22 protein-coding genes are annotated in these 23304 nt (G+C 63.2%); 8 read left to right on the top strand and 14 right to left on the bottom strand.

Features of this window, described 5'->3' with window-relative positions; all coding sequences use genetic code 11:
• The first annotated feature begins 392 nt into the window (after positions 1 to 392).
• A complete protein-coding gene (locus ABIE32_RS04605; protein ID WP_429014380.1) occupies positions 393 to 1331 on the top strand; it encodes a nitroreductase family protein in 939 nt (312 codons plus the stop codon).
• Positions 1332 to 1419: 88 nt separating this feature from the next.
• Here the strand turns inward: ABIE32_RS04605 and ABIE32_RS04610 are convergent, their stop codons facing one another.
• From ABIE32_RS04610 to ABIE32_RS04650, 9 genes are all read right to left on the bottom strand, one after another.
• On the bottom strand, positions 1420 to 2448 hold the full coding sequence (locus tag ABIE32_RS04610) for a Bug family tripartite tricarboxylate transporter substrate binding protein (RefSeq protein WP_429014382.1): 1029 nt from the start codon (positions 2446 to 2448) through the stop codon (positions 1420 to 1422).
• A 412-nt stretch (positions 2449 to 2860) separates the two neighbouring features.
• Positions 2861 to 3274, bottom strand: coding sequence for an ExbD/TolR family protein (locus ABIE32_RS04615; RefSeq protein ID WP_224152020.1), 414 nt, complete (start codon positions 3272 to 3274; stop codon positions 2861 to 2863).
• A 2-nt stretch (positions 3275 to 3276) separates the two neighbouring features.
• Entirely contained in the window at positions 3277 to 4002 is a 726-nt protein-coding gene (locus tag ABIE32_RS04620; protein WP_429014383.1) for a MotA/TolQ/ExbB proton channel family protein, read from the bottom strand.
• Positions 4003 to 4025: 23 nt separating this feature from the next.
• Positions 4026 to 4757 (bottom strand): energy transducer TonB, encoded by a 732-nt coding sequence (locus tag ABIE32_RS04625; protein ID WP_429014385.1) that lies wholly within the window; start codon positions 4755 to 4757, stop codon positions 4026 to 4028.
• 97 nt (positions 4758 to 4854) lie between these two features.
• Entirely contained in the window at positions 4855 to 5127 is a 273-nt protein-coding gene (locus ABIE32_RS04630) for a (2Fe-2S)-binding protein (RefSeq protein WP_184707353.1), read from the bottom strand.
• Between the two features lie 216 nt (positions 5128 to 5343).
• Complete coding sequence (locus tag ABIE32_RS04635) at positions 5344 to 6474, bottom strand: alpha-hydroxy acid oxidase (protein WP_429014386.1); 1131 nt, start codon at positions 6472 to 6474, stop codon at positions 5344 to 5346.
• A 46-nt stretch (positions 6475 to 6520) separates the two neighbouring features.
• Complete coding sequence (locus tag ABIE32_RS04640; RefSeq protein WP_224152024.1) at positions 6521 to 7210, bottom strand: Fe2+-dependent dioxygenase; 690 nt, start codon at positions 7208 to 7210, stop codon at positions 6521 to 6523.
• An 84-nt stretch (positions 7211 to 7294) separates the two neighbouring features.
• Positions 7295 to 9448 (bottom strand): TonB-dependent receptor, encoded by a 2154-nt coding sequence (locus ABIE32_RS04645; protein WP_429014615.1) that lies wholly within the window; start codon positions 9446 to 9448, stop codon positions 7295 to 7297.
• 665 nt (positions 9449 to 10113) lie between these two features.
• Positions 10114 to 10413, bottom strand: a complete 300-nt coding sequence (locus ABIE32_RS04650; RefSeq protein ID WP_184707359.1) for an SWIB/MDM2 domain-containing protein — start codon at positions 10411 to 10413, stop codon at positions 10114 to 10116.
• On the opposite strand from ABIE32_RS04650, the gene ABIE32_RS04655 reads away from it, so the two are divergent.
• On the top strand, positions 10340 to 10648 hold the full coding sequence (locus ABIE32_RS04655; RefSeq protein ID WP_429014625.1) for a hypothetical protein: 309 nt from the start codon (positions 10340 to 10342) through the stop codon (positions 10646 to 10648). The two genes, ABIE32_RS04650 and ABIE32_RS04655, sit on opposite strands and share 74 nt — an antisense overlap.
• 268 nt (positions 10649 to 10916) lie before the next feature.
• Here ABIE32_RS04655 and ABIE32_RS04660 read toward each other — a convergent pair whose 3' ends face one another.
• Positions 10917 to 11840 carry a DMT family transporter gene (locus ABIE32_RS04660; RefSeq protein ID WP_224152025.1) on the bottom strand — a complete coding sequence of 308 codons (924 nt, stop codon included), beginning with the start codon at positions 11838 to 11840 and terminating at the stop codon, positions 10917 to 10919.
• A gap of 184 nt (positions 11841 to 12024) precedes the next feature.
• On the opposite strand from ABIE32_RS04660, the gene ABIE32_RS04665 reads away from it, so the two are divergent.
• A complete protein-coding gene (locus ABIE32_RS04665; protein ID WP_429014388.1) occupies positions 12025 to 12192 on the top strand; it encodes a hypothetical protein in 168 nt (55 codons plus the stop codon).
• Between the two features lie 157 nt (positions 12193 to 12349).
• On the top strand, positions 12350 to 13681 hold the full coding sequence (gene aceA, locus ABIE32_RS04670) for an isocitrate lyase (RefSeq protein WP_224152027.1): 1332 nt from the start codon (positions 12350 to 12352) through the stop codon (positions 13679 to 13681).
• Between the two features lie 128 nt (positions 13682 to 13809).
• Here the strand turns inward: aceA and fabF are convergent, their stop codons facing one another.
• A complete protein-coding gene (gene fabF / locus ABIE32_RS04675; protein WP_429014389.1) occupies positions 13810 to 15117 on the bottom strand; it encodes a beta-ketoacyl-ACP synthase II in 1308 nt (435 codons plus the stop codon).
• Positions 15118 to 15212: 95 nt separating this feature from the next.
• On the opposite strand from fabF, the gene ABIE32_RS04680 reads away from it, so the two are divergent.
• Both ABIE32_RS04680 and ABIE32_RS04685 read left to right on the top strand, forming a co-directional pair.
• Positions 15213 to 15878 (top strand): TetR/AcrR family transcriptional regulator, encoded by a 666-nt coding sequence (locus tag ABIE32_RS04680; protein ID WP_429014390.1) that lies wholly within the window; start codon positions 15213 to 15215, stop codon positions 15876 to 15878.
• 94 nt (positions 15879 to 15972) lie between these two features.
• The gene (locus ABIE32_RS04685; protein WP_429014391.1) at positions 15973 to 16344 is read left to right on the top strand and encodes a cupin domain-containing protein; all 372 of its coding nucleotides are present in this window, start codon (positions 15973 to 15975) and stop codon (positions 16342 to 16344) included.
• A 133-nt stretch (positions 16345 to 16477) separates the two neighbouring features.
• Here the strand turns inward: ABIE32_RS04685 and ABIE32_RS04690 are convergent, their stop codons facing one another.
• Both ABIE32_RS04690 and ABIE32_RS04695 read right to left on the bottom strand, forming a co-directional pair.
• Positions 16478 to 17893, bottom strand: coding sequence for a sigma-54-dependent transcriptional regulator (locus ABIE32_RS04690; protein ID WP_429014393.1), 1416 nt, complete (start codon positions 17891 to 17893; stop codon positions 16478 to 16480).
• Entirely contained in the window at positions 17890 to 19737 is a 1848-nt protein-coding gene (locus tag ABIE32_RS04695) for an ATP-binding protein (protein ID WP_429014394.1), read from the bottom strand. The genes ABIE32_RS04690 and ABIE32_RS04695 overlap by 4 nt, the downstream gene beginning before the upstream one ends.
• 125 nt (positions 19738 to 19862) lie before the next feature.
• On the opposite strand from ABIE32_RS04695, the gene ABIE32_RS04700 reads away from it, so the two are divergent.
• Positions 19863 to 20507: a DUF4166 domain-containing protein gene (locus ABIE32_RS04700; RefSeq protein ID WP_429014395.1), complete on the top strand. Its 645-nt coding sequence runs from the start codon at positions 19863 to 19865 to the stop codon at positions 20505 to 20507.
• A 1-nt stretch (position 20508) separates the two neighbouring features.
• Positions 20509 to 21978 carry a TIGR01777 family oxidoreductase gene (locus ABIE32_RS04705; protein WP_429014397.1) on the top strand — a complete coding sequence of 490 codons (1470 nt, stop codon included), beginning with the start codon at positions 20509 to 20511 and terminating at the stop codon, positions 21976 to 21978.
• A gap of 86 nt (positions 21979 to 22064) precedes the next feature.
• Here the strand turns inward: ABIE32_RS04705 and ABIE32_RS04710 are convergent, their stop codons facing one another.
• A complete protein-coding gene (locus ABIE32_RS04710) occupies positions 22065 to 23150 on the bottom strand; it encodes a metallophosphoesterase (protein WP_429014399.1) in 1086 nt (361 codons plus the stop codon).
• Positions 23151 to 23304: the final 154 nt, after the last annotated feature.

Here is a 23304-nt window from a genome sequence, read left to right on the forward strand (position 1 = left end):
GACCATTCAGGCTGAGAGCCAGACACACCCAGGTATTCCCCTGACGCCGAAAGGCGCGGTTTGTTTCAAGAGCCCGGCTCTCTGAGTGGGAGGTGCAGTGCCGGTAGGAGGTGTTTGCCGCTTGCTCGTCGTCAAGGTGCAGGGCTGCCCATACGCAGCGTGCTTGGCGACATTGACTGGAATCAAGAGGCAGCAGGTTCAAGCCTCATGGCTGATGGGGCCTGGAAGGCCTTTTCTTGTATCGCTATTCCAAAATATAATAGCGATTGCCGAATGGTTCACTGCCGACCTCATGCAAGGACGGATTCTGTTGCAGGGGGTGGCGGGATCTCGGCCTTCCGCTGAGGTTTCGTCGTTGAACCCTAAAAGCCAGTTCCCATGCCGGAGATGCCATGCCCATGCGCGCAGAATCGTTGCCCACAGATCTCCACCTGGTGGATATTGCGCCTCAGTTGTTGGCCTTGCAGCGCACGCTCGACTGGGGCGGTGCGGCACGCGCTTGCGCGCTCTCCCGCGAGGGGCTGCAGGAGTCGATTGCGCGCGCAGAGGCGGAATATGGGCAGAAACTGGTGGTTTGGGGAGACCCATTTGCAGGGTTCACCGAGCCGGGTCTCCAGGTGCTGGAATGGGCCCGCAGCCTGACCGATTCCGTCGAAGAGCTCAAGCAGGTTTTTGCGGCATCCAGAAAAAGGGCGGCGCTGGCCGCGCTGACGGGGCGCAGATCCATTTCGCCCAAGCGCCTGGGTGAGCCAGGGCCTTCGCAGGAGGACATGGATCTGATGATTGAAGCGGCGCTCTGCGCCCCCGACCATGGCAGCCTGCATCCCTGGCGCGTGCTCACGTTCGAGCCGGATCAGCGCCAGGCATTGGCCTGTCTGTTCATGGAGGAGAAGCTGCGCCGCGACCCGCTCGCCTCCCGGGCCGATCTCGACCGCGCCATGGAGCATGCGACGCGCAGCCCCGTTCTGCTCGCCTTCATCGTGTCGCTGCAGGAGCGCAGGAATGTTCCCTTCCGTGAGCAATGGCTTGGCGCTGGCGCCGCAATCGGCAATTTTCTCAATGCGGCGCACCAGCTGGGCTTTGGCGGCATTTTGCTCAGCGGTGATCGCTGTTTTGACCCCCCGCTCAAAGCGGCCTTGGGTGTTGGGCCGCATGAGTTTCTTGCTGGATTCATCAGCCTGGGGAGCATCACTGCAGCGCCTCCGGCTCGCCGCAAGCCGCAGGCGCAGAGCATGCGCAGCCAGTGGGCGCCTGTTTTTCCGGGCCCGGATATGGCTGTGGCGGCACACGCTGGCGCAGCACAAGAGGGGCACGCAGGCAAGCCCGCCTGAACCGCTGGCCTGCAGGGGGTGCGCCCGTCCGGCACGTATCTGTCGCTATCCCCGCGTGCCGTCCTGTGCTTCGGCTTAGAACAGGTTCTTAGGTGGGCTGCACGCCCGCGTCCTGCAGCAGTTGCTTCCAGATCGGTAGCTCCCGCTTCCAGTCAGCCTGGTATTTCTGCGGGCTGTCGTCGGTCAGTGGCACAAAGCCAGCCATCAGCACACGGGCGTTGACTTCGCGGGTCTGCAATGTCTTTCGAATCTGTGCGCCCAACTGGTCTACCACGGCCGCCGGTGTGCTGCCAGTGGCCGCCACCCCCAGCCAGCCCGAGACGGTGAACGCATCCTGCTGGTGGCCCAGCTCGGCAAAGGTGGGAACGTCGGGCAGGGCAGGCACACGGGTGCGGCCGGTGAAGGCGATGGCACGCAGCTTGCCGCTGTCGATATGCTGCTTGAGCGAGAGGATGCTGCCGATGCCGATCATCAACTGGCCGCCCACGAGGTCCTGCACCATGGGGGCCTCGCCCTTGTAGGCGATGTGGGTCATGTCCGAATCCGTGACCTTGCTCAAGGTGGCCAGCGCCAGATGGCCTTGCGAGCCGATGCCGTAGCTGCCGTAGGTGAGCTGGCCCTTGTTGGCCTTGGCGTGGGCCATCAGCTCCGGCAGGCTGCGTGCGGCCAGCTTGCTGTTGACCACGAGCACGATCGGCGCCCAGCAGATGCGTACCACCGGCACCAGGTCCTTTTGCGGGTCATAGGACAGTTTCTTGAACATGAACTGGTTGGACAGCATGGTGCTGGTGGTACCCAGGGTCAAGGTATGGCCGTCGGGCGCCGCCTTGGCGACGGCGTCGCATGCGAGCAGGCCTGCGGCGCCCGGGCGGTTGTCCACGATGGATGGCTGGCCTATCTGCTGTCCCAGCTTGTCGCAGACGGCGCGGGCGAGGACATCGGTGGCGCCCCCTGCGGCAAAAGGCACGATGACACGCACAGGCTTGGTAGGGAACGCTGGTTTGTCACCAGAGGCCAGGGTCCAGCTGGTGGTGCCTGCAGCGGAGGCAGCCGTTGCCAGGCGAAGCAGTTGGCGGCGGCTCAGGGAGGGGAATGGTTGGCCGGATTCAGTCTTCAAAATGTCTCCTCATTGCACGGTAACAGGTCAGGGGAGGCGCTGGAGAGTGAATGCCAGCCGCTGCTTCGGCCAGTGCAGCTCGCCCAGGATCCTGAGACCAGTGTAGAGGCTGGTCCGGCAGGCTGCTTTTGGGGTAAACCTGAGGGCACGGTGTTGTGGAGCGAGCGGCCCTGACGAAGCGCAATGGCATTGATTGCTATCGAAATAATAGCTATATGCGTATGCTGCATTGGCGCATGCGTCAGGAAATGGTTGAAATGCCGTTGAAATGCCTTGCGGGCACCGCACGGGTGTGAACAGGGGCAGGGCATGGGCGCGATGAGCGCGGCAAGAGCGAGCTGCGGCCACTGCAGTGCAAAACAGAAAAGGGCTCCTGCAGGAGCCCTTGTTGTGGTGGCGATACCAATTTTGCTTACTTGGCGGCCTGGTCGGTGATGAAGCCGATTTTCTTGATGTTGCTGCGCTGGGCAGCGGCCATGGCTTGCGCCACCTTTTCGTAGAGCACATCGCGCGCACCACGGATGTGCAGCTCGGGCTGCGGTTCCTTGGTGGCTTCTGCCTGCAGCTTCTGCTCCAGCTCGGCGTCGGTGACGGCCTGGCCATTCCAGTTGTAGCTGCCGTCCGAGAGGATGGCCAGCTGGATGGTTTCGGGCTTGGTCTCCTCCTGCACGTTCTCGGCGCGCGGCAGATCCACGTTCACCGAGTGCTTCATCACCGGCACGGTGATGATGAAGATGATCAGCAGCACCAGCATGACGTCGACCAGCGGCGTCATGTTGATCTCGTTCATCACCTCATCGGATTCGTCTTGGGTTCCGAAGGCCATGTTCAGGCCCCTTTCTTCAGCGGCGTCACCACGGCACGGGCGCTGCCACCTTCCACATTGAGGCGTGCACCGGTCACGAAGAAGGCGTGCAGGTCATGGGCAAAGCTGTTCAAGCGGTTGAGCACCGACTTGTTGCCGCGCACCAGCGCGTTGTAACCCAGCACGGCGGGGATGGCGACTGCCAGGCCCAGGGCCGTCATGATCAGTGCTTCACCGATGGGGCCGGCCACCTTGTCGATCGACGCCTGTCCCGACAGACCGATGGCGACCAGCGCGTGGTAAATGCCCCAGACGGTACCAAACAGGCCGATGAAGGGAGCGGTGGAGCCGACGGAGGCCAGCACGGCCAGGCCCGATTGCGCACGGGCGGTGAACTCGTCGATGCCGTTGCGCAGGCAGCGCGTCACCCAGTCGCTGATGTCGAGCGAGTCATGCAGGTGCTCGGCCGTCTTGCGGTGGTGGGAAGTGGCTTCACGGCCTTCCAGGGCCAGTTGGCGGAAGGGGTTGTCGGTTTGGGCGCCCAGCTTGTCCAGGCCAGCGGCGAAGTCGGCGCTGTGCCAGAAGTCCTGTGCGCTGCGGGCGTACTTCTTGAAGCGCACGATGTCCAGCGCCTTGATGATGATCACGATCCAAGAGGCGAGCGACATGCCGACCAGAATCAAGGCGACTGCCTTGGTCACGAAATCTCCCTGGGCCCAGACGTGGGCGATGCCGAATTGCGAGTCCATAGCTTTTCCTGTTTCCGAAATATTTAATTGAGTTCCCACTTCATGGGCACATTGACCCACATGGGTTGAGGGGTTCCGTTGGACGTGCCGGGCTTGAAGCGCCACTTGCGGATGCCATCGAGTGCAGCCTGGTCCAGGCGGTCATAGCCGCTGGATTTCTTCAGCTGAATGTCGAGCACCTTGCCTTCTTCGTCGATGTGGACGCGCACGATGGTCGTCCCCGTCTCGCCCATGCGCTTGCTGATGCTCGGGTAAGGCGGCAGCGGATTGCTCAGGTAGGCGGCATTGACATCGGGCAGGCGGATCACCGGCTGGGCAGGCGGCGCAGGAGGCGCTGGCGGCGGAGACGGTGGGGTCGGCGGCGCGGGCGGCGTCGGCGCCTCAATGGGCGGCGCTGGCGGTTGCGGCTCTGCACTGCCCTTGACGGCGTTGGGCGCTGGCGTCGGGTCCTTGATCGCCTGCGGCTTGGGCATGGGCTTGGGCGCTGGCGTGGGTTTGGGCTGTGGTTTGGGTGCTGGTGCGGGAGGCGGCGGCTTGGGCGCAGGCGGTGGAGGCGGGGCCACCACGGGCATGGGCTCAGGCGCGATCAGCTGCACCACCACGGGTTCAGGCTTGGGCAGTTCGACGGCAGCGCTTTTGAGCAAGCCCGCCTGCAAGGCCCACAGGCCGGCAACGTGTGCTGCCAGCACTGATCCCGCGACCATGATGTTACGCCCCGTATTCTTGGGGGGGCTGGTAGGGTCTGAAGGATGCATAAGGCGATAAAAAGTGCTGCGGGCAGAGTGCCGCAGCACGGCAAATCAATGGCGGTTTACTTCTGAAAGACCCACCAGATGGAGGCAGCGACCAGGATCAGGCTGCCTGTGACAGCGGCGAGGAGTTCCATGCTTTGCTTTCCGTAATGGCTTTGGCAAGCTGGACCGGCTGTGTCATCGCTTCGTTACGTAAAGCGGCAACCGGGCGCGACGCGCTGCACTGTTCGACCACATCGCGGGCGCAGCCTTCGCAGCAACCGCATTGCAGTCCAACACCCAGTTCGAACTGGATTTCATCAAACGACATGCCTGCATGCGCGTGGCGTGCAATCTCTCGATCCGAGACCCGACGGCAAACACAAACGATCATGGTGTGATGAACAGCGTGGTGGCTGGCTAGTGATAAATGTTGGGTGAATTATAAATAAGAATTTGTCGCATTCGCAATAATCACATGAAAGCGATAGGGATGCTGTGTTGCGGTAATGCGCATTGGCTATGACCTTTTCTGGATGAAATTGATGTCAATCCCAATCAGGATGTGCGATATTTGCTCCTTATTTTGAAGTGGAAAAGTCCTGCTTTGCTAGCTGCGCCAGTCCCCAGCCAGCAGGGCAGGGCCGATATCGGCGATGCTGGGGCAGCCGGTGAGCGCCATGGCGGCCTCCAGCTCATCGCGCAGCAGCCGGATGACATGGGCTACACCGGCTGCACCGGCGGTGGCCAGCCCATACACCAGGGGGCGGCCCACCAGCACGGCCGATGCGCCCAGCGCCAGGGCCTTGAAGACATCGGTACCGCGCCGGATGCCGCCATCCACCAGCACGGGAACAGCGCCGCCCACGGCAGCCACCACGCTTGGCAGCACGCGGGCGGTGGCAGGCATGGTGTCCAGGGTGCGGCCGCCATGGTTGCTGCAGATGATGCCATTGGCCCCCAGTTCCACGGCTTGCTGCGCATCAAGCGGATGGGTAATGCCTTTGAGCAGAATCGGCAAAGTCGTCTGATTGCGAAGCCAAGCAATGTCATCCCAGGTGGGTGCATGGCGCAGCAGGTCGTCAAACAAGGGGCTGTCGGCAGGGGTGAGCTGTACCGACTCGGCAGCAGGCAGACCTGCCATGTTGACGGGCCCAATGCCTGCGGGCAACCTGAACTGGGCACGCCGCTCGCGGTCGCGCACGCCGCTGGTCGGGGCATCTACCGTCACCACCAGGGCCTGGTAGCCCGCCGCTTCTGCGCGGCGCAGCAGGTCGATGTTGAAAGCGCGGTCATGCTGCAGGTAGAGCTGAAACCACAGCGGGCCACGGGCCGCGTCCTGCAGGTAGCTGTCGGCAATGGCATCCAGCGGCTGGCTGGCCTGGGTGCTGACGACCATCCCCGCACCCATGGCGGCGCAGGCATAGGCCATGCCGATTTCACCCGATTCCTGCGCCAGGCACTGAAAGGCCATGGGAGCTGCCAGCAAGGGGTGTGCCAGGCGCTGGCCCAGCAGTTGCATCTGTGTATTGCCGTGGGCCAGCGGGCGCAGCACGCGGGGCGCGAGCTCGATCTGCTGCCAGGCGCTGGCATTGGCGCGCAGGGTGATTTCATCGCCTGCACCGCCGCTGAAATAGGCCCAGGCATTGGCATCCATGCGCGCCTGTGCATGGCGTTCGTAATCGGCCAGGTTGATGGTACCCGGTGGAATGGGAAGCAGGGTGGGCGTAGGGGCGGTCATGTCCTGAAAGCTTCAGTTTGCTATGAATAATGTAGCTAATCGCGCTTTATACATCTGCCCAAAGGCGCAAAAGGTTGTGGTAGGTGCCTGTGAGGCCGATGATGGACGGGTTCTGCTCACCCACTTGCTGGCGCAGGCGCAAAAGCTGCATGTCCATGTCAAACAGCATCTGGCGCTGCTCGGTGGAGCGCACCATGCTTTCCACCCAGAAGAAACTCGCCAGGCGTGTGCCGCGCGTCACCGGCATGACCTGGTGCACGGTGCTGCCGGGGTAGAGGATCATGTCGCCAGCGGCCAGCTTGATCTTTTTTTCACCAAAATGCTCGCGCATCACCAGCTCGCCGCCTTCGTATTCGGTGGGTTCGCTGAAAAACAGGGTGCACGAGATGTCGCTGCGCACCCACTGCTGCGTGGCCCTGGAATGCAGCACCGCGCCATCGACGTGCTCGCCATAGAAGTTGCTGGCGCCGCTATAGCGGTTGAACAGCGGGTTGAAGATGCGCTTGGGCAGGGCCGCAGAGAAGAACAGCGGGTCTCGCTTGAGCGCTGCAAGCACCAGATCCTGCAGCTCGCGCGAGGCATCGCTGTCCTGCGCAAGCTGCTGGTTGTGCTTTTGGTGCACGGCCTGCGCTCCGGCGCTGGTGGCGCCATCGCTCCAGTGAGGGCTGTGGTCCAGCAGTGCGCGGGCGCGGTTCAATTCATCTGGGGTCAGCAGCTTGGGGACGTGAAGAAACATGGCAGAAATCGATGGGCAATCCGGCGATGAAAAAAGGGCGTGCGCTGGATGCGCACGCCCTCAGGCCTTGGAGACTGGCTGACTTTAGAAGCGGTGCTTCAGAGTCATCTGTACGGCGCGCGCAGCACCTGGCTGGTAGAAGCCACGGTACAGCGTATCAGCATACAGCTTGTCGGTCAGGTTGGTGACGTTGAGCTTGAGCGAAGTCTTCTGGTCGAAAGTGTATTCGGCCATGGCGTCGATCGTGGTGAAGCCCGATGCCTGCACCTGGCGGGCGCCTTCTGGACTTTGCGCGCTGCGATAGGTCAGGCCGGTACCAATGCGCAGCTTGGGCAGAACCTGGTAGGTGGTCCACACGCTGCCGCTGTGCTTGGGGGTCAGGCCTGGGCGGTCGCCTTCCACCTGGGCGCCGCCACCATTGGCAGCCAACACCACATTGCTCTTGTCGATCTTGGCACGGGGAATCCAGGTGTGGTTCCACATCACTTCCCACTGAGGTGTGATGCGGCCGGCGAAGTTGAATTCCATGCCTGCAGCGTGGCGCTTGCCAGACAGCAGCTCTTGCGTGGCGGTGGTGTCCGGGTCGGTGTTGCGCTCGTTGTACTTCTCGCTGTAGAACAGGGCAACGCCGGCCAGTGCCTTGCGATCGAACAGCTCCCACTTGCCGCCGATTTCGAAGTTGCGGCTCTTTTCAGGGTCGGTGTTGGCGGTACGGCTGGTTCCGTTGCTGATGTTGACGGCGTACTGGTAGGTATCGCCTGAGGTGTTGTACGAGGTGCCGTACGACATGTAGTAGCTGCTCAGCTCATCAGGCTGGAAGATCAGGCCGATGCGGGGGCTCCACAGGCCGTCGCTGCGCTCGCTCGACAGGCTGCCGTCCGCATTGCGGTACGAAGCCTTGAAGTGGTCATAGCGCAGGCCACCGACCAGCTTGACGGTGTTGGTCAGCGACATGGTGTCCTGGGCATACAGACCCAGGTTGCGGGCCTTGAAGGTGTTGAAGGCAATCGGGCCACGGTTGTCAGGCACCCAGTCGCCATTGTTGGGCGTGCCCACGCTGGTGTTGGGGCGCGTGCCGGTGTTGGCCACGTTGCTGTTGCGGTCGGCATCGTCGTTATAGAAGTCGAAGCCGGTGATGATGTCGTGCTTCATGCCACCGAGCTTGATGCTGTTGGTGTAGTCGCTCTGCAGCTGGGTCATCGTGCTTTCGCCGATGCGGCCCTTCGAGCCACGGGTCAGCTGGGTGCTGTCGGTGATATCGCTGAGCACGGTGGGGCGTGGGTTGGCAAAACCGATGGTCGAGGCCAGCAGGTCACGCTCGTACTTGCCGTGGCGCACGCGGGTCTTGAGCTCGCCGCCGTCGTCAAAACGGTGGATGTGGCCCAGGGTCAGGTACTTGGCCGAGGTGTTCAGGTGGTCACCGTTCAAGCCATAGAAGTTCTTGGCTGGCAGGGTTGGAATGATCTTGCCATCAGCCGTCAGCCAGGGGTGGTTGTAGCTGGGACGGCCCTTGATGTCCAGATAGTAGGCGCCGATCGAGAACTCATCCCGCGTGCCGATGCCCCACGAGAAGGTGGGCGCAATGCCGCGCTTCTTCTGGAAGGCACCATAGTTGTAATCGTTGTTGATCATGGCGTTCAGACGCAGGGCTGCGTTCTCGCCAGTCACAAAGTTGAAGTCGCCGGTCGCGCGATGGAACTGGCCGGTGCCGAAGGTGTAGCTGACTTCCTTCTGGTCGATCAGCAGGGGCGATTTGTTGACCTGGTTGACCACGCCACCGGTCGAGCCCTTGCCAAACAGCATCGAGGCCGAGCCCTTGAGCACTTCCACGCGGTCGAGGTTGAAGGTGTCGCGCTCGTAGAGAGGGGCATCCTTCATGCCGTCCACATAGATGTCGCCAGCCTGACCCAGCGAGAAGCCGCGCAGGCGCACATCTTCTTCACCGGTTTCGCCCGCCTGGAAGGTCACGCCGGCGGTGGTACGCAGCACGTCGCGGAAGTCATCCTGGTTGCGGTCGGTCATCAGCTTTTCGGTGAACACCGTTACCGATTGCGGAATGTCCTTGATGTCCTGGTTGCCTTTGCCGACCGTGGTCTTCTTGACCATGATCGTGTCCTTGCTCTGCACTTCGGCTGCATCCTTAACCGTCACCGTGCCCAGCGTGGTCTCCGGGGTTGCGGCTGGGGCTGCAGGGGCGGGCTGCGTCTGGGCCCAGCTGCTGACGGAGGCGGCCAGCATCAGTGCGCCCAGAGGCAGTATGGCTTTGTCAGCCACGTTGGACACTGGCGCTGCAGAGGCACGCACAGCGAGGCTCGCCTGGTGTGCGCGCTGGCGGTTTTGGCGTTTCTTGGACAAGTTTTTCTCCTAAGGCAGGATGTTATGAAGCTCTCAAACGGGAATGCCAGCGTCCCAAAAAGACGCTGGCATGACAGATGTTGGCTGGCAGAGGGAAAAGGCGAAGGCGGCGCCATCAGTACGCAGCGCAGACCCTCGCGCTCTTCTTCACTCGCTCGGGTCGTAATGCTACGCCAAATGAGTCTGATTCTTATTTTGAATTTTGCACAAAAGCAACAAAAAACCTGAAAATCTTCACAATTGTGCGCTGCGGAATGGAGCTTTCGAGGGGAGTGTGCGCAAGTTGCGCTGCCCATATGTAACCGGAACCGGGTGGCCGCAGACCAAAACAGCAGCCGCGAAGCAGGGTGCAATGGTGGAGAAGGGCCAGGTGATGGGGTGAAGCGGGGTTGCGTGGCCGGGGAACCGCTTTGCCGGAATCAGGAGATCCGCCCGAAAGAGAGCGTCTTTGTGCACGCATAAAAAAACCAGCACGCATGAAGCGGCTGGTTCTTTGGCAGCGCCTGCCTTGTGCGGCAGGCCTGCGGGGCCGGTAACTGGTACAGGACTTACTTGACGTGCTTGCCGATCAGGCCAGCCATTTCGAACATCGAAACCTGTGGCTTGCCAAATACCTTTTTGAGCTTGTCGTCGGCATTGATCATGCGCTTGTTGCTGGCATCTTGCAGGTTGTGCGCCTTGATGTAGACCCACAGCTTGCTGATGATTTCGGTGCGTGGCAGTGGAGCGGTGCCCACCACGGCGCCCAATTCAGCGCTGGGAGTCAGCGGCTTCATGAAAGCAGCATTAGGGGTGCGCTTCTTGGCAGGAGCAGCAGTCTTTGCAGCGGTCTTGGATGCAGTTGCCATGTGTTGGTTTCCTTGTATCAATATCTTTGTCTGCCAGACAGAGATTCCCTCCGCTGGTTACAGCCATGCTAACGGTAAAAAAAGGGCTTTCCAAGGGAGGGGAGCAATTTTTTGCCTCGAAATGTTGCTTCTTTCAGGCCCGCTGACCTTTGTTGATGGATTACAACTATCAATCAAAAACAGTTTTTATTTGATTTCAATAAAGAATTGCGTCTTTTTCGCATCTCTTCTGTAATACCGGCTGCTGGCGAGGAAGACCTTGCGAGGTAACAACACCTGCCGACTCGTGGGGTCATGCCTGGGGCATTTGGAGCCGCTAACACAACTACAACTCTTTCTCTTGATACGTCGTTGCTTTGCCGGGGGCGCTTCGTCTCAACCGCAAATCTACGATTTGCTGGGTTGTGTGAGTGGCGCTTGCTGCAAAATGCCCTGCCGAGGTCTGAACGCGGTCTGGCGCGGTCCATGCACATTCCATTTGCCGGGGTGTGTGCAAAGGAGGCTCAGGCAGGGCTGCGTTCGCGCCCGGGCAACGGAGCCGTGGCCAACACGAGGCTAGACACCGCTATCGCGAACGCCAGAAGCTGCAGGCCCGTGAGCGTTTCGCCGAGAAACACCACGCCTACCAGCGCCGTGGAGACCGGCAGCATGACGGTGAACACCGCGCTTTGCGATGCAGGCACCGCCTGCAGGCCCGTCATCCACAGCCACACGGTGAACACGCAGGCTGCCAGCGCATAGCCCAGCAGCAGCAGCCAAAGCGGTGCTGCCACGCTGCCGAAGTCGAAGTGCCAGGCCAGGTACAGGCCAAATGGCATGGTCAGTACAAAGCCCCACAGGTTGATGAGCGCGGCAATGCGCTTGGGGCTCAGGCTGGCCGTGAGTTTCTTGCCGATGACCGCGTAGCTGGCTTCGCAGAACACGGCAGCAATCAGCAGCAACTGACCGATCCAGCTGTGCTGGGCGGCCTCACCCTGCGCGGGTGCGTGTGCAGGTTTGGCAAAGGCAAACAAGGCAATGCCCAGAACAGCCAGGCCGATGGCGCACAGCACGCGGCCGGTGATGTGCTCCTTGAGCAACAGCCAGCTGAAAAGCGCAATGGCCGCCGGAATGGCCGCCATGGTCACGCTCGCCGCCACGGCGCCTGTCATCGACACCCCGGTGATCATGCAGATGGTGAAGAGAAAGTTGCCGAAGAAGGATTCCAGGAACAGCAGGCCGCGCTCTCGGCCAGACAGCCGTGGCTCGCCCGCAGGGCGCCGCAGCCAGCCTGCCATGGCCACGACACCGATGCCAAACCGCAGCCAGGCCAGCAGCAGCACCGGCAGTACGGCTGCCAGTGGCTTGGAGAGCGCGACATAGGCGCCCACCAGCGACATGCTCAGTGCCAGGTAGGTATAGGCCAGCGGTTTGCTGATATTGCTCATAAATCAATAGCTGAAAGAAATAGTGCGACAGCCGCTGGAGGCTCTTTCTGCGGGGTGTGCAGGGGTGGCTGTCACCGACCTGCCATGGGGCCGGGCGATCATCATGCCAGAGCCATCCGTGGCAGATGCGCCGCGCAGGCGACCGGTGCGGCGTGCCTGGCAATGAAGAGGCGATGCTCTGCGGATGGATGCCTGCCGCGGGCGCCCGGTTGCTATCGAAATTGCTGCGCGGCAGCATGATTTTTCAGCAATGAAAATGGCTTTTTGCATTATGAAATTTCAAAATGCTGCATTGCGCAAAAATTTCTCAATACGAGAAATTGAATTTCATAATGTGGTTTTAAATACATAATTTTATGATTTTAAATGATTTAATTTTGGTCTTATATAAGACATAAGACAAAAAATAGTGGACGATCGGGCGTACAGTTAAAGCCATGGACAGCACAGCGGTCCTCCGGTTCTTCCCACAGTTTTCAACTACCACCTTTTTTTGATAGGAGTTCCCCATGTCTCAGAAACTGAACCAACAACTCAGCCGCGAACAGCAAATTGCCGCCCTGGAAAAGGACTGGGCACAAAATCCTCGCTGGAAGGGCGTCAAGCGTGGTTACAGCGCAGCCGACGTGGTGCGCCTGCGCGGCAGCCTGCAGCCAGAGTACACCCTGGCCCAGCGCGGCGCCGATGTGCTGTGGGAAAAGATCAATGGCGGCGCCAAGAAGGGCTACGTCAACGCCTTTGGTGCCATCTCTGCCGGCCAGGCCATGCAGCAGGCCAAGGCTGGGCTGGAAGCGGTGTACCTGTCGGGCTGGCAGGTGGCTGCCGACGGCAATAGTTCTGAAACCATGTACCCCGACCAGTCGCTGTATGCCTACGATTCGGTGCCGACGATGGTGCGCCGCATCAACAACACCTTCAAGCGCGCCGATGAAATCCAGTGGGGCAAGGGCGTCAATCCTGGCGACAAGGAATTCATCGACTACTTCCTGCCCATCGTGGCCGATGCGGAAGCCGGTTTTGGCGGCGTGCTCAACGCTTTCGAGCTGATGAAGAACATGATTGCCGCAGGTGCTGCAGGCGTTCACTTTGAAGACCAGCTGGCCGCCGTCAAGAAGTGCGGCCACATGGGTGGCAAGGTGCTGGTGCCGACCCGCGAAGCCTGCGAAAAGCTGATCGCCGCACGTTTTGCCGCCGATGTGATGGGCGTGCCCACCATCATCCTGGCCCGCACCGATGCGGAAGCCGCCAACCTGATCACCAGCAACCACGATGCGAATGACCAGGCTTTCCTGACCGGCGAGCGTACGCAAGAGGGCTTCTACCGTGTCAAGAACGGTCTGGAGCAATCCATCAGCCGCGGTGTGGCCTACGCGCCATACGCCGATCTGGTGTGGTGCGAAACGGGTGTGCCTGACATCGGCTTTGCCCGCGAGTTTGCCCAGGCAGTGCATGCGGCTGCACCCGGCAAGCTGCTGTCGTACAACTGCTCGCCTTCGTTCAACTGGAAGAAGAACCTCAACGACAGCCAGATCGCATCCTTCCAGGAAGACCTGTCTGCGCTGGGCTACAAGTTCCAGTTCATCACGCTGGCCGGTATTCACAGCAACTGGTACAACACCTTCAAGTTTGCCCACGAGTACGCTCGCGGCGAAGGCATGAAGCACTACGTGGAAATGATCCAGGAACCCGAATTCGCCGCTCGCGACAAGGGCTACACCTTTGTGTCGCACCAGCAGGAAGTGGGCGCCGGTTACTTCGACGACGTGACCACCGTCATCCAGGGCGGCAGCTCCAGCGTGAAGGCGCTGACGGGCTCGACCGAGGAAGAGCAATTCCACTGATCAGCGGGTCTGCAAGACACACCGGGGATTGGTCTCCCCGGTGGGCAAAAGAGAGAAAGGCGGTCTGCGGACCGCCTTTTTCATGGGCTTTTGGCGTTTGCGCGGGTGACAAACCCAGGCGCGAGGCCTCAACCCGTATAACGCTTCAGAATGAGCGTGGCATTGACACCACCAAAACCAAAACCATTGAGCATGGCGTGCTCGATATGCTGCGGCCGGGCCTCGCCCCGGATCAGGTCCAGGCCTTCGGTCAGCGGGTCCGGGTTTTCGAGGTTGAGCACGGGCGGTGCGACCTGGTCGCGCAGCGCCAGTACCGTGAAGATGGCCGCCGCACCGCCCGCCGCGCCCAGCATGTGGCCCAGGGCAGATTTGGTGGCGGTGATGGAGGGGCCTGCCGCTGCGTCCGCGCTTGCACTTGAACCAGCTTCTGCACCGCCACCAAATACTTCGCGGATGGCCGCCAGCTCGCCCCTGTCGCCCACGGGCGTGGAGGTAGCGTGGGCGTTGAGATGCTGAATGTCACCGGGCTGCAGGCGCGCATTGCGCAAGGCGTTGCGCATGGAGCGCGCGGCGCCCGCGCCATCTTCCGGCCCGGAGGTGATGTGGTAGGCGTCTGCCGACGTGCCGTATCCCACGACTTCGGCCAGCGGCGTGGCTCCGCGCGCCAGTGCATGCTCCAGTGACTCCAGCACCAGAAGGCCCGCGCCTTCAGCCATGACAAAGCCGTCCCGTGCCTGATCGAAAGGGCGGGACGCGCGCGCCGGGTCATCGTTGAAGCGGGTGGCCACCGCCTTGGCAGCAGCAAAGCTGCCCAGGGCCACGCGGTCGATGGTGGCTTCGCTGCCGCCGCACAGGGCCATGTCGGCTTCGTCGTTGCGAATGAGGCGTGCCGCGTCTCCAATCGCCTGGATGCTGGCCGCGCAGGCGGTGACCGGCGCGCCGAGCGGGCCCTTGAGCTGGTGCCGGATCGACACCTGGCCTGCTGCCAGATTGGCCAGAAAGGCAGGCACCGTGAAAGGCGAGAGGCGCTGCGGGCCCTTGGTGTCTGTGGTGCGCACTGCTTCTGCAATGGTGCCAAAGCCGCCCACGCCAGAGCCGATGATGGTTGCCGCGCGCTCCTGCTGGTCGGCACCGCCCTGCGTCCAGCGCGCATGCGCCAGCGCCTGGTCTGCCGCGCCCAGGGCAAAGGCGATGAAGCGGTCCATGCGGCGCAACTCCTTGGCGGAGATGACGGCCTCGGCATTCCAGCCGGCCTGGGGGTCTTCGTCCAGGCCGGGAACCCGTCCGGCAATGGCGACCCCCGTGCCTTCTCCCACCTCGCTGGCGAGGGCGCGCACGCCCGACTGGCCTGCCAGCAGCCGCTGCCATGCCATCTCCACATCGCACCCCAGAGGGGAGACCAGGCCCAGGCCTGTGATGACCACCCGTCGATTCATATCGCACCTTTCGTCTGCAGTGGCCAAGGCCTGTTTTGCAGTATTGATGATGATCGTCATCATACTGAGTTTTGATGATGGTTATCATCTAACGTATGAAAGTCAGCAAAGCCCAGGCCGCCGAAAATCGCGAAGGAATCGTGGATGCCGCAGCGCGCCTGTACCGACAGAAGGGTCTGGATGGTGTGGGCGTGGCCGAGATCACGCGCGACGCCGGGTTGACGCATGGCGGCCTGTACCGGCACTTCGAATCCAAGGACGCCCTGGCACGCGAGGCTTGCCTGCGCGCCTTTGACTGGACGATCACACCGCTCGATGGCCTGGCCGCGGCGGGGGCAGGGGATGCGGATGCGGCATCTACCGCCAGGCTGCACGCGCTGGTGCAGGGCTATCTTTCTGCAGACCACCGCGATCACCCTGGCGAGGGCTGTCCCGCTGCGGCGTTGGCTGCCGATGCCGCGCGCGCCGGGCCGGAAATGTCGGAAGTGTTTGCCCAGGGGGTAGAGCGCAATATCGCGCGCTTCATGGACGTGTTGCCGGGCGAGGATACGGCCGCTCGCCGCACCCGGACCATTGTCACGCTCAGCAGCATGGTGGGCGCCCTGGTGCTGGCGCGCGCCACGGCAGCGGGCAACCCGCAACTGTCTGAAGAGATACTGGCCACCTTGCGCGGACACCTGACAGCGCCTACCGATGCGCCGGGATCAACTGCGGAGGGCGGATCTGGCTCGGGGCAGTCGGTACATGCTAAAAAACGCTGATACGCATCAGCCAATTGCTGTAGATGCAATCGCTGTGGGGCATGCGCTGCCCCGTCGATAATCACTTCTTTTCCCTTTTTGAGTTTTCGCGATCATGTCCGGCACCTCTGAAAAAACCGTCTCCATCGTTCACTGGCCCGCCAGGACCCTGGTCAACCCCGTTATCGGCAAACCCAGTCGTCCGATCAGCGGCGATACCGAGTACCAGACCATGCATGTGTTTGAAGGGCTGGGCGGCAAGGTGAGCTCCGGCACCTGGCAGTCGACCGCTGGCACCTTCCGCTCCAACATCGTCGGCTACATCGAGTTTTGCTACATCGTCGAAGGCGCATGCCGCCTGGTAGACCCGGACGGCACGGTGCATGCGTTTGGCGTGGGTGACCATTTCATCATGCCCGAAGGCTGGACGGGCCACTGGGAGGTGGAGGAGTTTGTGAAGAAGGTCTACATGGTGGCCGAGGCCTGATTCTGCAGATGTTTGATGAAAATGGCTTGCAGCGCTTGTTCAGAAAGCGCTATTTGCTATCGATTTTGCAGCTAAGGGCCATGCGAATGTCGCCGTGCCATTGCCGCAGGCGGCTCGGATCGCAGACCCATGCTTACTTCAGGCCCAGCCGGCCCAGTTTTTTGATCAGCCCCACGCGCGAGATGCCCAGGCGCCGCGCCGCCTCGGACTGGTTGCCGCCAGCCTGCGCCATGGCATCGCGCAGCATGCGGGTCTCCAGCTCCAGCATGGCTGCATCGAGCGCGCCGTGGCCATCGGCGGCAGTGCCCTGGGTGCCTGCTGCGTCGGCGCCGGGGGATTCGGGCAGGTGGGTGGTGTCGCCGTTGGCAAATTTCAGCAGTTCGGCATCTACGAGGGCGCTGCCCGGGGTGATCAGCGCGCCAGCGGATTCCACCACCGCGCGCAGCTGGCGCACATTGCCCGGCCAGTCACGCGACTGCAGCCACTGCATGGCGTCGGCGGACAGGCGCGCCTGCGGTGCCACATTCTTCAGAAAACGTGCTGCCAGAACGGGAACATCTGCCGCACGCTCGGCCAGAGATGGCGTACGCAGCACCATGCCTTTCAAGCGGTAGAACAGGTCTTCGCGGAAGGTGCCTGCCTGCACCATGGCTTCCAGATCGCGGTGGGTGGCAGCAATCACGCGCACTTCGGCGCGGCGTAGTTCGCGCCCGCCCACCGGCAGAAAGCTGCCTTCCTGCAAGAAGCGCAGCAGCTTGACCTGCATGGGGGCGGGCATTTCGCCCACTTCATCAAGAAACAGGGTGCCGCCGTGTGCAGTCTCCAGCAGCCCAGGCTGGTCGCGGTGGGCCCCAGTAAAGCTGCCTTTGAGGTGGCCAAAGAGTTCGCTCTCCAGCAGCTCGGCCGACAGCGCGCCGCAGTGGATCACGGCAAACGGCCCGTCGGCGCGCGGGCTGCATTGGTGCAGGGCGCGCGCCACCAGCTCCTTGCCGGTACCCGTGGGGCCCAGCACGATCAGGTTGACCGAGGTGGCACCCACGCGCTGCACCAGTGTGCGCAACTGCTGCATGGCTGCTGTCTGGCCGATCAGCCCCATCTCGCCCGGGTCCTGCCCCTGCTGGGCACTGCGCAGGGCGCGCACCTGCTCGTCGAGCCGGGCCTTGTGCATGGCGCGCGTCAGCACGAGGCGCAGCACATCGGGGTCGATGGGCTTGGTCAGGAAATCCCAGACGCCGCGCTCCACCGCCTGCAGTGCGATGTCGCGCTCGCCATGGCCGCTCAGCACCACAACGACCGATTGCGCAAAGTGCGGAATCAGCGACAGCCCGGCCTGCGGGTCCATGCTGGGCGGCATGGCCAGATCGAGCAGCACCACATGCGGCCGGTCGCCCGCAAAGGCCTGCAGCGCGCTGTCCACATCGCCTGCTACCGACACGCGGTAGCCCAGCTGGCGCAGAAAGCTCGCGCCCAGGCGCTGGTAGGCAGGTTCGTCGTCCACCAGCAGCACGTGGCCGGATACCGAGGGTGTGGATGGGGCGGCAGAAGTCATGGTGCAAGCAGGCCGGAGGCCGAAGAATCAGTGGACGCAATCCGTGGAAAGCGCAGTGTGAAGCAGGTTCGCCATGGCGCGCGCTCGGTCACGGAGGCCGCGCCGCCATGCGCGGCCATGATGCGCGCCGCAATGGCCAGGCCCAGGCCGGTGCCACCGGGGCTGCGTGAGGCAAAGGGCTCGAAGAGGCGTTCGCGCAGATCGGCAGGAATGCCCGGGCCGTCGTCGCACACATGCACCAGCACCGCATCGGGCAGCAGTTCGGTATCCACCAGCACCCGCCGTTTGCCTGCGGCCGTGCAGGCGTTGGAGAGCAGGTTGCCCAGTGCCTGGTCGAACCGGGCCGGGTCGATGGTGGCCATGCGTGGCTCCTGCAGCGCGGCGCCCAGCTCCACCTCGGGGCGATGGCGTACCTGGGCCTGGATGCGGGCGTGCAAGTCGGTTGCCACCGGTGCAATCTGCCAGGGCTTGGCGTAGTCGAGCAGATCGCTGGTCAGGTGCGAGATGCGGGCAATCTGCTCGCCCACTTCCTGCCGGGTTTCGGCCGGGGCCATCGCCACGGCCATGGCGATGATGTTGAGCGGATTGCGCACATCGTGGGCCACCGTGGCCGCCAGCGAGCCCAGTTCTGCCAGGCGCGCCTGCAACTGGCGCTCGCGCTCGCGCTGCTGGGCCAGTTCGGCCAGCTCGACCTGCGCTGCCGCATCGGCCAGAGCATCGCCAAACAGCGCCGCCAGATGGCGCTGGCCGGGCGGCGCTTCTTCAAAACCCAGCAAGTGCGTCTGCCAGTCGCCCTGAGGGCCCTTATGGCACAGCAGGCCCGGCTGGCTGCGGTCGGTGGTGGCGGGTGGCGCGCCATCGGCCTGTACCTGCATCTGCAGCGGCGTGCCCATGCGGGTGGACAGCAGGGTGGCGGCAACCGCCTCCAGTGCTGCCATGGATTCGGCTTGCCCCATGGCACTGCGCCACTGGCGCAGATCGCCCGCAGAGGGTGTGCCGCCCGGGTACACCAGGCGCGAGGCGAACCGCCACACCGGACCGCTGAGGATGAAGCATGCGGTTGCCACGGCGGCGGCGTTGAGCCATTTCGATTCAACCGGCAGCAGCACGGTCAGCGACACCACCGCCAGCCCCAGCACGATGAAGATGGCAGACGCCAGCGCGCGCCGTGCCCAGACGTTGACGACAAACACCCGGTAGCGCAGCACGCCATACACCAGCAGCAGCGGAAACACCGGCATGGTCAGCACCGGCCAGGGATAGTGCTCGAAACCGAGTGCCGCAAAGGCAAAGCCGGAAATGGCCAGAAGCCCCCAGGCACACGAGATGGCAATCGAGGCGAACTGCTTGCGGCGCAGCGGCGAGGGCGCATGCAGCCAGCCCCAGCCCAGCACCAGCAGGCCCGCAGTGGCGAGGATGCCCCAGGCCAGGCTGTGAACCCAGCCCACTGCATTGGGCACCACCACCCATTGAAAGCCGGTGAACGGCGGAAAGTGGACGAAGTCGCCCGGTGAACGCACAAGCGACAACAGCGCCACCAGCATCGCCATGGCATAACCCGCGCGCACCCAGTGCCGGTGCAATGGCGCGCCGCAGAAGATCACGCAGAAGTGAAAGAAGGCGGCAGAGGTGAAGGTGAGCGAAGACAGCAGGGCCATGGCGACCGGCACGCTGCCCAGGCCTGCCCAGTTGGGCAATTCGTTGCCAACGATCCACGTCGCCACACCCAGGAGGAACACCACCAGCAACCGGGCACCGGCCACCTGTTTGGCCCACAGCAGCAGAACGCTGCCAAGGGCCAGGATTTCGAGCAGGGTGAGCAGCAGGGCAAGGTGAATGGCCATGGCAGGACTGTATACGGCGTTGACGCCTCCGGCAACGGTGTTGTATCTGGCGTTTACAGGTAAAAGAAAAATTTCAATAAAATCAACATGCTATTGAATGGCATGGATGCTGCATTGGTGTAAGTATGAGCACCTTGCATTCCCCCCATCCGAACATCCATCTGGCCCATGCCGATGCGTTGGATATCAGCGTGCTGGTCGGGCCCGCTGCCTGGCAGCAGCTCTCCCCCGCCATCCGTCGCCGTTTTGCCAGCCAGCATGCGCCAGTGGCCTATGCCGGGCACATGGAGCTGCGCACATCGCGTATCGGCCGGTTGTTTGCGTGGGCTGCGCAACTGTTGGGCAGCCCGCTGGCTGGCAGCCGCGCTGGCCTGGTGCCCACGCAGGTGCAGGTGGCAAGCGACGGGCGGGGTGGCGTGGTGTGGTCGCGCCAGTTGGGCGAGTGCGGCAGTGCGGGTAGCCAGGCCGTGCGATCGACCAAGCGCCTGGGGCCCGGTGGCCAGCTCGAAGAGTGCACCGAAGGCGGCCTGTCGATGGCGCTGGAGGTGTGTGTGGAGCAGGGCGCTCTGGTGTTTTACAGCCGCCGCTACTTCTGGCTGCTGGGCCGGTGGCGGCTGCCGGTGCCAGCGCTGCTGACGCCCGGTGTGTGCCGTGTCGAGCACCGCGACGAAGGCCCAAGGCGCTTTCGCTTCACGCTTGAGATGACGCACCCGCTGTGGGGCCGCACCTTCTACCAAACCGGCGTTTTTTCCGATCCTCTGGAGTCCTGAGATGACTATCGTTTTTGTGTTGCTCACCGTGCAGTCGCTGCTGGGCGCGTTTGACAACTTCTGGCACCACGAGCGCGAAGCGCGCCTGCCGCAGCGCACATCGGCGCGCTACGAACTGCGCCTGCACGCCGCGCGTGAAGCCATCTACGGCCTGCTGTTTGCCAGCTTTGCATGGCTGCAGTGGCGCGGATGGTGGGTGCTGCTGCCTGCGGGCCTGCTGGTGGCCGAGATGTTCATCACCATTGCCGATTTTCTGGAAGAAGACCGGAGCCGCAAGCTGCCGCCGCTCGAGCGCGCGCTGCACACGGTGCTGGCGGTGAGCTATGGCCTGCTGGTGGGGCTGGTGGGGCCGCTGTTCTGGCAGGCGGCGCAACTGCCTGCGGGTGTTTCGGTGGTGACGCATGGCGGGTGGACAGCGATGTTCAGCGTGGCATCGGTCTGCGTGCTGGCCTGGAGCGTGCGCAATGCATTGGCGGTGCGCAAGCTGGGTGCGGCCGTGCAGCAGACCGGCTCGGTCCCTCGTGCCCAGGGCGCTGCCCTGCAAGGGCTTGGGCAGCAGACGGTGCTGGTGACCGGTGGTACCGGCTTTGTCGGCCAGGCGCTGGTGCAGCGCCTGCTGCGCGAAGGCCGTCGGGTGCTGGTGCTGAGCCGTGACCCCTTGCAGGCGCGTGCAGCGCTGGGTGATGGCGTGTGGGTGGTGGACAGGCTGGACGACATTCCCTGCGAAACCCGCATCGACGCCGTGGTGCACCTGGCTGGCACAGGCATCCTGGGCGCGCCTTGGACGGCCGGCCGCCGCCGCCTGCTGCTGCAAAGCCGCCTGCAGGTGATGGCGCAATTGCAGAATCTGATGACACGCCTGTCCCACAAGCCCGAGGTGCTGGTCTGTGCATCGGCAGTGGGCTACTACGGCGTGCCGCCGGATGCTGCGCTGCTGGACGAGGCTGCGCCACCGCAGCCGGGGCGCTTTCAATCCGATCTGTGCAGGCTGGTCGAAGCCGCTGCCTTGCGCAGCAGCGCGCTGGGGGTGCGCGTGGTCTGCCTGCGCCCCGGCATTGTGCTGGGCCAGGGCGATGGGGCCTTTCCTGCGCTGGCGTTTGCAGTCCGCTGCGGCCTGGGCGCCGTGCTGGGCGGCGGCCTGCAGCCCATGCCCTGGATCCACCTGGACGATGCCGTGGGTCTGGTCTGCCATGCTTTGGCGGAGCCCGCGCTGCATGGCCCGCTGAACGCTGTGGCCCCGCAGGCCGTCACGCAGGGGCAATTTGCCCGTCGCCTCTCGGCTGTGGTGGGGCGCCCCCTGTGGCTGCGGATGCCCGGCTGGCCACTGCGCCTGCTGCTGGGCGAGATGTCGGAGTTGCTGCTTTGTGGCCAGAATGTGGTGCCAGCGCAGGCCCTGCGCAGTGGCTACCGCTTTCGGTATGCCAGCCTGGCCGCGGCGCTGGCCCAACTGACAGGCAAGTCAGCGGCTTGAGGGCCCATTAGGCCATTGGGCCATCGGGCCTTTGGGGCGCGATGTGGCGTGGCGATCACGTGGACCCGTTTCTGGTTGCTGCCGTATCAGGCTGCGATGGATTCGGGGCTGGTCATGAAGCCGGTAGTGGCGTGGCGGCTGCCGTCGTCAAGCACCAGTTCACGCTCAGGCCAGCGCATGGCAGCCAGTTTGAAGTCGTCTTCGGGCCGCGTGCCTGCGAGGCGCGCCGTCCAGCGTGCGCCGACGGAGAAATCAACGCAGAACACATTGTGGCGCAGGCCATGCCATGACGTGGGGGCGATGTCTGCAAACAGATCCTGGTCGCCCTTGCCCAGCACGGCACGGTCGACCGGCGTGATGCGGCGCCAGTAGTGGCCTATCAGCACGGGGGTGGCATCGGCATAGCGGTCCCACCATGCCACGCGCTCCACAAAGCGCCATTTGCCGCCGGCAAAGAAGGGTTCGGTGCCACGGCGCTCCACGCCACAGGTCAGCACCTTGAGCGGGTTGTACTGCGATTTGTTCAGTTCGCTGTCGGCATGGGCGGGCATGAAAGGGGGCTGGTGCGCGCCATCTTCCAGGCTGTAAGGCCAGGCGGCACTTTCGGCAGCGGAGCGGGCCGGAATGCCCTGGGCGCGGGCATGGACGGCTGCGCCTTCCTCCAGCCGGTCGTAGTCGTCTGCCACCTCGCCGGTCTGCAACTGGCGGGCCTGGGTGATTTTCTCGTCCATCCACGCGGCATGCACGATGCGGATATCGTCGCGCTCCAGCGCCAGGGGGAGCTGGCGCAGGAACGGGAACATGGCCTGCGGAAAGTCACGGTCTGCGCGCTGGTAGGGGGCGTACTTGCGGTTGTCGGCCTCAATGCGCTCGTCAAAGAACCAGCCCGAGCCGTCCTTGGCGTCGTCGCGCAGCAGGTTGATCTCGTGGTTGCCCAGCACGGCGTAGGCATGGCCTGCCTCGACCCAGCGGCGCACCAGGGCGAGCACGCCGGGGCTGTCCGGGCCGCGGTCGCAGAAATCCCCGACGAACACCAGCTTGCGGCCTGCCGGATGGCGGCCGTCGTCGTCATAGCCCAGATGCCTGACCAGCTGCTCCAGTGCCTGGCGCTCGCCATGCACATCACCGATCACATCCAACGGGCCGGGGGGCAGTGTATGTACCAGGCTCATCGTCGCTGTTCCATCAACAGTGCAGCGCGAATTCATGCATGTCATGCATGCGCTGCGGCGTATTACAAACGGATGACCCATTGTGCCCGATTATGTTGCGCTGCACCAGAGAGGGTGCACGCAAGCCGTTGCAGGACAAAAGCAGGCCTTGGCG

Origin of the sequence: Comamonas sp. 4034, assembly GCF_050434545.1 — a bacterium.
GTDB classification, from domain to species: Bacteria; Pseudomonadota; Gammaproteobacteria; order Burkholderiales; family Burkholderiaceae_C; genus Comamonas; species Comamonas odontotermitis.